The sequence below is a fragment of the Pseudomonas sp. genome, from assembly GCF_050739935.1.
Classification (GTDB): Bacteria; Pseudomonadota; Gammaproteobacteria; order Pseudomonadales; family Pseudomonadaceae; genus Aquipseudomonas.
In genome coordinates, this window is the sequence record NZ_JBOICF010000096.1 from 1 (window position 1) to 10,266 (window position 10,266).

Consider the following 10,266-nt stretch of genomic DNA (forward strand, 5'->3'; position numbering starts at 1 on the left):
ACCCACCGCGTTCGCCAGCAAGCCGGCTCCTACAGTTTTTCCTGATAGACGCCAACCACGGGTACGACCCACTCCTGTGCCAATCCGGCTTGCCGGCGGCGATATCGAGAATGCCATCGCACCTGGAGAATAGCCGTCATCACCAAGCACCACCTGACCCACATCAAGCACTCACCCGCGCCTCAATCTCCAATCGCGTAATCGCCTTCTCCAGATCATCCAGCGCCTTGTCGCTTTCCGGGGAATCCTGTTTGAGCAGGGTTTCGCTGCGCTGGCAGGCAGCGCGCAGTTGCGGGACGCCGCAGTAGCGGGTGGCGCCGTGCAGGCGGTGGACGCGTTCGATCAACGCCACATGATCACGCGTCTCGCGGGCTGTACGGATGGCTTCGCGGTCGGTGCCCAGCGAGGCCAGCAGCATGGCCAGCATGTCGGCGGCCAGATCAGCCTTGCCCGCGGCCAGACGCAAACCTTCTTCATGATCGAGCACTTGCAGATTGACGTTGCCATGGCTGATCTCGTGATGCCGCTCCGGCGCCTGATTGCGCAGAGCCAGACCGGTCCATTTCAACACCACCTGCGCCAGCTGCCGCTCGCTGATCGGCTTGGTCAGGTAGTCATCCATGCCGCTTTGCAGCAAGGCACGTTTTTCGTTGGCCATGGCGTGGGCGGTGAGAGCGACGATCGGCAGCGACGTCGCCTGGAGCTCGGTTTCCCAGCTGCGAATGGCCTCGGTGGCCTGACGCCCGTCCATTCCCGGCATCTGCACGTCCATCAGCACCAGATCGAACGTCTCGTCCTGGACCGCCTGAACCGCTGCATAACCGCTGTCCACGGCCAGCACCTTGGCACCCATGTCTTCGAGCAACGTCTGCACCAGCAACAGGTTGGCGGGGTTGTCGTCCACACACAGAATGCGCGGCGGGCGGCTGGACACAGGCTCCGGAACTTCGTTGCGCAGCTGCTTGGGGTTGATCAGTTCGGACAGCGCGCGGCGCAGTTTGCGCGTACACGCAGGCTTGGCCTGCAACTGGATGTAAGGATCCGGCACCGACACCTGATACAGCGCCTGTTCGGTGGTCGGGCACAGCACCAGCACCTTGCAATCGAGGTTTTCCAGATCCCAGATCTGCTGGCGCAGACGCTCGGGAGGCAATTGGTGAGCAGTCACCCCCAGCACGGCCATTTCGATGGCATGCGGCGTCTGATGCACCACCGTTACGCCGTTGATAAGGTTTTCCAGATTGTTGAAGACCATCGGCTGCAGGCCGCAATCTTCCAACTGGTGTTCCAGCGCCTGACGCGCCAGATCGTGGTGTTCCAGCACTGCCGCGCGACGGCCCATCAACGGCGGCGCAGGCAGGTCTTCCAGGTCGTCGCGGGTTTTCGGGAGGGTCAGGCTGATCCAGAATTCCGAGCCTTCGCCGGGCGTGCTTTCCACGCCGATTTCGCCGCCCATCTGTTCGATCAGCCGCTTGGAAATCACCAGCCCCAGACCGGTACCGCCGGAGTGCCGCGACAGCGAGTTATCCGCCTGACTGAACGCCTGGAACAACGCGCGCACATCCTGACTCGACAAGCCGATTCCGGTGTCCTGCACGCTGATCCGTAACTGAACCTTGTCGTCCTGTTCGTCTTCGAGCATGGCCCGGGCGACGATGGTGCCTTCCCGGGTGAATTTGATGGCATTGCTCACCAGGTTGGTGAGGATCTGCTTGAGCCGCAGCGGATCGCCCACCAGCGACAGCGGCGTGTCCCGGTACACCAGACTCACCAGCTCCAGCTGTTTGGCGTGGGCTGCGGGGGCGAGGATGGTCAGGGTGTCCTGCAGCAGGTCGCGCAAGTTGAACGGAATGGCGTCGAGCACCAGCTTGCCTGCCTCGATCTTCGAGAAATCCAGGATTTCATTGATGATGCTCAGCAGGTTGTCGGCAGACTTCTCGATGGTGCCCAGATAGTCGTACTGCCGGGGCGTCAGTTCGCTTTTTTGCAGCAAATGGGTAAACCCGAGAATACCGTTGAGCGGCGTGCGAATTTCGTGGCTCATGTTGGCCAGAAACTCGGATTTGATGCGGCTGGCTTCCAGCGCCTCCTTGCGCGCCAAATCCAGTTCGATGTTCTGGATTTCGATGGTCTCCAGATTCTGTCGCACATCCTCGGTCGCCTGCTCGATGCTGTGCTGCAGTTCTTCCTGTGCGTTCTGCAGGGTTGCGGCCATGCGGTTGATGCCCGAACCGAGTTCGTCCAGCTCGCTGCTGCCCATCGGCGGCAGTCGCGCCTCCAGATTGCCATCCTTCAGCTGCGCCACCACATGCTTGATCTGCGCGATCGGCCCGTTGATGGTGCGGCTCATGCGCAACGCCAGCATCGCGGTCAGGCCCAGCCCGACGATGATCAGCAGCAGGCTGGCGAACAGACTGCGATAACCGCGCAGCAGCGTGCCGCTGTGGGACAGTTCCAGCTCGACCCAACCGAGCAGCCGGTCGGCTTCTTCGGGAATGACGCTGCCGGTCAGGTGCCGATTGCGTCCGAAAACCGGCATTAAATAGCGCGTTGCGTCGTTATCGGAGCGCTGCAGCATGTGCGTGCTATTGCCGGCCGGCGCCTGATTGATCATGGTCGGGCCGGCGTGAGCCAGCATATTGCGGTCGGCATCGAGAAACGACACCGCGCGGACGTCGGCCTGTTCCAGCACCTGGCCTGCGATACGCTCGAGCATGGGCTCATCGCGGTTGGCCAGCGCCGCAGCGGATAAAGGGGCCAGTTCGTTGGCGATCATCTCGCCGCGCTTGAGCAGTTGAGTCCGCAACTCCGAGAGCTGCATCCAGGTGAAATAACCGCCCAGCAGCCCCGCCATCAGGCAGGTTGGCAGCAGGGTCAGCAGCAATACGCGGCCTTTGATGCCCAATTTGTTCAGCACATTTTTTCTCCGGCAATCTCGGTCACGTGCTCAGGTCTTCCTAAGAGAACCGCAGCAAGGCCTGCGCCATGGTCGCCTTGTTCTTGGCAGACAGCCCTTTGGCAGTCAGCGCAGTGTAGCCATTTGCGCGCCCGCATTCCCGAGTTAATGGCGTCGCGGCCAAATCGGCGATCAGCGAACACTGATGAACCTTTCTTCGATCAGCCGCCATTGCTCATGGTCGAGCAATCTTGAATAATCGCGATCTTGAGAATCAGTCGCAGACGCCAATGAATCCCGCAATCATTCACCGCCCGAGCATACTCGCGATCGAGGACGACCTCGTGCTGGGCGCGTTCGTTCACGATCAGCTGGATCGTTGCGGCTTTCACGTCACTTGGTGCCAGAACGGCGCGGAGGGTCTCGAACGCGCGCAGCAACAGCCCTTCGACGTGGTGCTGATGGACATCCTGCTGCCCGGTATGAACGGTCTGGACATCCTCACTCACCTGCGTCGTCAATACTCGATGCCTATCATCCTGATGTCGGCGCTGGGTGCCGAGGCCGATCGCATCACTGGTTTTCGCAACGGTGCCGATGATTACCTGCCCAAGCCCTTCAGCGTCGATGAGTTGCGGGTGCGCATCGAAGCCATCCTGCGGCGTGTGGAGCTGGAACGGCGTTTCAATATCACCGTTCAAGCGCCGATCGCTCCCAGCGTCCACGAGCTGACCTTCGACGAGGGTCTGTGCGACGTCACCTTCGGCCACAAGGCCGCGCAGTTGACCCGCAGCGAGTACCGTCTGCTGGAAACTCTGTGGCGCAATCCCGAGGATGTCCTGAGCAAACCTTTCCTTTATCAGCATGTGTTGCAGCGCGGTTATTCCCAACACGATCGCAGCCTGGACATGCACATCAGTCAGATCCGCCGCAAGCTCAAATCCATTGGGTACGAGGTGCATCAGGTGCGCACGGTGTGGGGCAAGGGATATGTGCTGACGGCAGCAGAACAGGATGACTGAGCCACGTTCCCGCTTGCCGGGCAGACACTCGCTGTTCTGGAAACTGGCCTTTCTGCTGGTGGGTTTCTGCTTGCTGATGATCTGGCTCAGTTGGTACTGGGGGCGCTACGTCGAAACCCAGAGTGCCTTTCTTTCGCCGGAGGCCCGGCGCGTGCTCAACAGCTATGCCGCCGAGGCTGAGCAGGCGTGGGTGGTGGGTAAAGAAAAGGGTATAGACGACTGGCTGCGGGAAACCCGTCGCCACGAAAACGGCTGGGTTGGGGTCATCGGCCACGATCTGCAATCGCTGAGCAGCGTGCCGCTGGATGACAGTCAGATGCAGCGCCTGACCTTCATGCGTGGCGTCGACTGGCCCATGAGTCGGCGGCAGAAGACTGTGCCCTGGCTGAAGATTGCGTTTCCCAGTGATCCCGCCGTCGGCAGTCTGGTCATCGAGCTGCCTGAACGCTTCAAGCCCGGGCGCTACGCGCTGGTCTGGCAGATGCTGACCAATGTGCTGATACCAGGGCTGTTTACCTTGCTGCTGTGCGTCGGGCTCTATCGGCTGCTCATCCGCCCGCTCAATCAATTGCGCGAGCAGGCCAATGCCTGGCGTGCCGATCGTCTGTCCAATCGCCTGTCGCCGCAAATGACCTCGCGGCAGGACGAGTTGGGTGAGCTCAATCGCGCCTTCGATCACATGGCGGCACGCCTGCAGTCGACCGTGCAGATCCAGCAACAGCTGTTGCGGGATTTGTCCCACGAACTGCGCACGCCCTTGAGCCGCCTGCGGGTGGCTTGCGACAGTGAGCAGAGTCTGCCGCAATTGCGCGAGCGTTTGAGCCGTGAAGTAGAGGGCATGCGTCGCCTGGTGGACGACACGCTGCATCTGGCGTGGCTCGATGCCGAGCGGGAAAAACTGCCTGATGAAGACATCCAGGTGCTGGCGTTGTGGGACATGCTGGTGGACAACGCCCGGTTCGAAAGCTGCTGGCCGTCTCGGCAATTCGTCTGCGATCTGGACAGCGAGTGCTGGGTGCGCGGCCACCTCAACACGCTGGCGCAGGCTCTGGAAAACATCTTGCGTAACGCCATTCGCCATTCTCCTGCCGAAGGCATCGTGCGCCTGGGCGGGCGGCGCGATGGCGAGGACTGGCTGCTATGGCTGGAAGATCAGGGCGGCGGCGTCGACGACAGCGACCTGGAACGTATCTTCGCCCCCTTCATCCGCCTCGACGGAGCACGGCCCGGCGACGGCGGATTCGGCCTGGGCCTGAGCATCGCCCGCAATTCATTGCGCTTGCAGGGCGGCGACATGTGGGCAGAAAACACCCATCACGGACTGCGCATGATCATGCGCTTGCCTGCGCGAGAAGTGGATGCGTTGGTTCAGGTGTAGTACATACCCGGATTTCAGTCAGACGCCCCACCTGTGGAGCGAATTCATTCGCGAGTAGCCTGTACAGACGATGCATCTCTATGACCACAGCCATTTTCGCGAATGAATTCGCTCCCGCTGCGGATATCTGCTCTGAGCGCAAGATCAGTAGATACGCCTTATTCCTTTTCGCCATATCGAACTCACTTTGCGTGATATGGGCTTGACGCGATTGCCGGTATGATAGGCGACCCCCGCACGTCTGGATCGCGAACACGCCATGACCCTGCAGTATCAAACCATCGCCGATTGCATCGGCAACACCCCGCTGGTGCGTCTGCAACGCATGGCCGGGAATACCAGCAACACGTTGCTGCTCAAGCTCGAAGGCAATAACCCGGCCGGTTCCGTGAAGGACCGTCCGGCGCTGTCGATGATCACCCGTGCCGAGCTGCGCGGTCAGATCCATCAGGGCGACACCCTGATCGAAGCGACGTCCGGCAACACCGGCATCGCCCTGGCCATGGCTGCGGCGATCAAGGGCTATCGCATGATCCTGATCATGCCCGACAACTCCAGCGCCGAGCGCAAGGCGGCCATGACCGCTTATGGCGCCGAACTGATTCTGGTCAGCAAGGAGGAGGGCATGGAAGGCGCCCGCGATCTGGCCGAGCGCATGCAGGCCGAAGGTCATGGCAAGGTGCTGGATCAGTTCGCCAACGGTGATAACCCTGAAGCGCATTACGTCGGCACCGGCCCGGAAATCTGGCAGCAGACCGGCGGCACCATCACCCATTTCATTAGCTCGATGGGTACCACCGGCACCATCATGGGCACCTCGCGTTACCTCAAGGAACAGAATCCGGAGATCCAGATCGTCGGCCTGCAACCCATGGACGGAGCTTCGATTCCGGGCATCCGTCGCTGGCCCCATGAATACCTGCCGAAGATCTACCAGGCTGACCGTGTCGACCGCATCGTGGACATGGCCCAGAGCGAAGCCGAGGACGTGATGCGTCGGCTGGCGCGTGAAGAAGGCATCTTCTGTGGCGTTTCCTCGGGCGGCGCCGTGGCAGGCATGTTGCGCCTGTCGCAGGAAGTGGAAAATGCGGTCATGGTCGCGATCATCTGTGACCGTGGCGACCGTTACCTGTCGACCGGTGTCTACGATGCGCCCAACTGATGGCCAAGCGTGAAACAGGCCTGCGCTTCCAGCCCAGTGGCGGCACCCGGACGACGCAGGTCCCCACCGGTAAAAAACAACGTTTGAGCATCGAGCGGCTGGCTAACGATGGTCGCGGAATCGGCTTCGTGGAAGGTCGCACCTGGTTCGTCGCTGGGAGCCTTGCGGGTGAAGAGGTTGAAGCGCGGGTGCTGGGCGCTCACGGCAAAGTGGTCGAAGCGCGTACCGAGCGCGTGTTTGAGGCAAGCCCCTTGCGCCGCCCGGCACCTTGCAAACACTTCGGTCGTTGCGGCGGTTGCAGCGTGCAGCAGATGCCCCGCGACGAACAGCTTGCCCTGAAACAGCGCATGCTCGCCGAGAAGTTGAGTCGCGTCGCCGGGGTCGAACCCGAAGAGTGGGCAGCACCCTTGACCGGTGACGAGTACGCCTACCGCCGTCGCGCCCGTATCGCCGTTCGCTGGGATGCAAAAGGCAAACGTCTGGACGTGGGTTTTCGAGCGGCATCGAGTCACGACATCATCGCCATCGAAGAATGCCCGGTGCTGGTACAGGCCTTGCAACCGGTCATGACCGCGTTACCGGCCATGCTCGCCAGCCTGAGCAAACCGCAGGCGCTGGGGCATGTCGAGTTGTTCAGTGGTTCGGCCAATGCCGTTCTGCTGCGACACACCGCGCCGCTGGCAGACAAGGATCTGGCAATCCTCAAGGCCTTTTGCGAAAGCCATGACGCGCAGCTGTGGTTGCACGGCGAGGGAGAGCCGCAGCCTGTGGATGCCTCGGCGCAGTTGGGGTATCACCTGCAGCCGTGGAATCTTGAGCTGGCTTATCGTCCCGGCGACTTCGTGCAGGTCAACGCACAGGTCAACACGGCGATGATCGCACAGGCAATTTCGTGGCTTGCGCCCCGTCCGGATGAACGAGTGCTGGACTTGTTCTGCGGGCTTGGTAACTTCGCTCTACCGCTGGCGCAAATCACGCGCGAAGTGGTGGCGGTGGAGGGCGTCGAGACCATGGTTCGACGGGCGGCCGCCAACGCGGTGAGCAATGATTTGCACAATGTGAAGTTTTATCAGGCGGATCTGTCTCAGCCGCTGGACAAGGCGTCATGGGTGGCGGAAGGTTTCCGCGCAGTACTGCTCGATCCCCCGCGTGACGGGGCGTTCGAAGTGGTCGGCAAACTCAGGAAACTGGGTGCCGAACGATTGCTATATGTGTCGTGCAACCCAGCTACCCTGGCGCGCGACACCGTCGAACTGATCAGGCAGGGCTACCGATTAAAACGTGCCGGAATTCTCGATATGTTCCCGCAGACAGCACATGTCGAGGCGATGGCGTTATTTGAAGCGAGTAAGTGAGGCGGCGGCCAGGGGCAACAAGCTGCTGCCTTACATGGAGTCTCGTTTAATCCGACTGGCCCGCGCATGCGAGACCTTGCAAGGCCCGCAAGGAACATGCGCTGAAGAAGGCCGGCGACTGATGGCGCATTTCATCGCGCCGTAGGGAAGGTAAGCAACATGGTACAGGTGAGAGCACACCAGCCGATAAACACAGACGGCAGTATCAATCTCGACGCATGGCTTGATCATGTGGTCAGCGTCGACCTCGCAGTGGACCGACAGGCTTTGAAAGAGGCCTGTGAATTTGCCCGGCAAGCCGAGCAGCAGGACAACGCCGCCAAGAACCTCTGGGCGGAAGGCACGTCGAGTTTTCAGACGGGTCTGGAAATCGCTGAAATCCTGGCCGACCTCAAGCTCGACCAGGACTCGCTCATCGCCGCGGTGATCTACCGAGGCGTGCGTGAAGGTAAGATTCCCTTGCCAGACGTCAGTCAGCGCTTCGGCCCGACCGTGGCCAAACTGATCGACGGCGTGCTGCGCATGGCGGCGATCAGCGCCAGTCTCAGCCCTCGTCAGTCATTGGTGCTCGGCACTCAGGCTCAGGTGGAAAACCTGCGCAAGATGCTGGTGGCCATGGTCGACGACGTTCGCGTGGCGCTGATCAAGCTCGCCGAGCGGACCTGCGCCATCCGTGCCGTGAAGAACACTGACGACGAGAAGCGCAACCGGGTTGCCCGGGAAGTCTTCGACATCTACGCACCGCTGGCCCACCGCCTCGGGATTGGCCACATCAAATGGGAGCTGGAGGATCTTTCCTTCCGCTATCTGGAGCCTGAGCAGTACAAACAGATCGCCAAGCTGTTGCATGAGCGGCGCCTCGATCGCGAGCGCTTCATCACGGAGGTCATGTCGCAGCTGGAAAACGAGTTGCTGGCCACCGGCGTCACGGCTGACATCAGCGGTAGGGCCAAACACATCTATTCGATCTGGCGCAAAATGCAGCGCAAAGGTCTGGAATTTAGCCAGATCTACGACGTTCGCGCCGTGCGTGTGCTGGTGCCGGAAATGCGCGATTGCTACACCGCGCTGGGGATCGTCCACACCCTGTGGCGACATATTCCCAAGGAGTTCGACGACTACATCGCCAACCCCAAGGAAAACGGCTATCGCTCGCTGCATACTGCCGTGATCGGCCCCGAGGGCAAGGTGCTGGAAGTGCAGATCCGCACCCACGCCATGCATGAAGAGGCCGAACTCGGTGTGTGCGCTCACTGGCGTTACAAAGGCACCGACGTCAAATCCAGTTCCAACCACTACGAAGAGAAAATCTCCTGGCTGCGTCAGGTGCTGGAGTGGCATGAAGAGCTGGGCGACATCGGCGGACTGGCCGAACAGCTGCGCGTCGATATCGAGCCGGATCGGGTCTATGTGTTTACCCCGGACGGTCATGCCATCGACCTGCCCAAAGGCGCGACGCCGCTGGACTTCGCCTATCGCGTGCACACCGAGATCGGGCACAACTGCCGTGGCGCCAAGATCAATGGGCGCATCGTGCCGCTCAATTACAGCCTGCAGACCGGTGAGCAGGTCGAGATCATTACCAGCAAGCACGGTACGCCGAGCCGCGACTGGCTGAACTCGAACCTGGGTTACATCACCACCTCGCGGGCGCGGGCGAAGATCGTTCACTGGTTCAAACTGCAGGCCCGCGATCAGAACGTGGCGGCCGGCAAGGTGCTGCTTGAACGCGAGTTGGCGCGCCTGGCGCTGCCGCAGGTGGACTTCGACAAGTTGGCGGAAAAAGCCAACATGAAGATCGCCGAAGACATGTTTGCCGCCCTTGGCGCCGGTGACTTGCGACTGGCGCAACTGGTCAACCTGGCGCAGCAGTTGGTCGAGCCGGAGCGCGGTAACGAACAGCTGGAACTGATCCCTCGCAAGGCCACTGGTTACAAGCCCGGCAAGCGTGGCGACATTCAGATTCAGGGCGTCGGCAACCTCATGACGCAGATGGCGGGTTGCTGCCAGCCGCTGCCGGGCGATGCCATCGTCGGCTACATCACTCAGGGCCGCGGCGTGAGCATTCACCGTCAGGACTGCGCCTCGGTGTTGCAACTGGCCGGGCGCGAACCTGAGCGGATCATTCAGGTCAGCTGGGGTCCGGTGCCGGTGCTCACCTATCCAGTGGACATCATCATCCGCGCCTACGACCGTTCCGGGCTGCTGCGTGACGTGTCTCAGGTGCTGCTCAACGAGCGCATTAACGTACTGGCGGTCAACACTCGCTCGAACAAGGAAGACAACACGGCGCTGATGTCGCTGACCATCGAGATTCCGGGGCTGGACGCGCTGGGGCGTCTGCTGGGACGGATCTCGCAGTTGCCGAACATCATCGAGACGCGGCGTAACAGAACGCCTTGATACAGGGTGGTGTCTGCGCTGACGCCTCGCGAATGAATTCGCTCCCACAG

6 protein-coding genes are annotated in these 10,266 nt (G+C 61.2%); 5 read left to right on the forward strand and 1 reads right to left on the reverse strand.

From position 1 onward, the window contains the following. Positions 1-163 precede the first annotated feature (163 nt). Positions 164-2,917 (reverse strand): ATP-binding protein, encoded by a 2,754-nt coding sequence (locus tag ACRER8_RS19065; protein ID WP_431747761.1) that lies wholly within the window; start codon positions 2,915-2,917, stop codon positions 164-166. Between the two features lie 269 nt (positions 2,918-3,186). Between ACRER8_RS19065 and ACRER8_RS19070 the strand changes: the two genes are divergently transcribed. The 5 genes from ACRER8_RS19070 to relA all read left to right on the forward strand — a co-directional run bounded on the left by ACRER8_RS19070 (position 3,187) and on the right by relA (position 10,216). Further along, the gene (locus tag ACRER8_RS19070) at positions 3,187-3,918 is read left to right on the forward strand and encodes a response regulator transcription factor (RefSeq protein ID WP_431747766.1); all 732 of its coding nucleotides are present in this window, start codon (positions 3,187-3,189) and stop codon (positions 3,916-3,918) included. Continuing rightward, positions 3,911-5,296, forward strand: coding sequence for a histidine kinase sensor domain-containing protein (locus ACRER8_RS19075; protein ID WP_431747762.1), 1,386 nt, complete (start codon positions 3,911-3,913; stop codon positions 5,294-5,296). The genes ACRER8_RS19070 and ACRER8_RS19075 overlap by 8 nt, the downstream gene beginning before the upstream one ends. A 259-nt stretch (positions 5,297-5,555) precedes the next feature. After that, positions 5,556-6,458: a cysteine synthase CysM gene (gene cysM, locus ACRER8_RS19080; protein WP_431747763.1), complete on the forward strand. Its 903-nt coding sequence runs from the start codon at positions 5,556-5,558 to the stop codon at positions 6,456-6,458. Beyond that, positions 6,458-7,813, forward strand: a complete 1,356-nt coding sequence (rlmD, locus tag ACRER8_RS19085; protein ID WP_431747764.1) for a 23S rRNA (uracil(1939)-C(5))-methyltransferase RlmD — start codon at positions 6,458-6,460, stop codon at positions 7,811-7,813. Before cysM ends, rlmD begins: the two co-directional genes overlap by 1 nt. Before the next feature lie 159 nt (positions 7,814-7,972). Further along, on the forward strand, positions 7,973-10,216 hold the full coding sequence (gene relA / locus ACRER8_RS19090) for a GTP diphosphokinase (protein WP_431747765.1): 2,244 nt from the start codon (positions 7,973-7,975) through the stop codon (positions 10,214-10,216). The last annotated feature ends 50 nt before the right edge of the window (positions 10,217-10,266 follow it).

Bases quoted from the DNA above. Each gene is read 5' to 3' on its own strand.
- ACRER8_RS19070 (WP_431747766.1), top strand. From the start codon at position 3,187: ATGAATCCCGCAATCATTCACCGCCCGAGCATACTCGCGATCGAGGAC.
- ACRER8_RS19075 (WP_431747762.1), top strand. From the start codon at position 3,911: ATGACTGAGCCACGTTCCCGCTTGCCGGGCAGACACTCGCTGTTCTGG.
- cysM (WP_431747763.1), top strand. From the start codon at position 5,556: ATGACCCTGCAGTATCAAACCATCGCCGATTGCATCGGCAACACCCCG.
- rlmD (WP_431747764.1), top strand. From the start codon at position 6,458: ATGGCCAAGCGTGAAACAGGCCTGCGCTTCCAGCCCAGTGGCGGCACC.
- relA (WP_431747765.1), top strand. From the start codon at position 7,973: ATGGTACAGGTGAGAGCACACCAGCCGATAAACACAGACGGCAGTATC.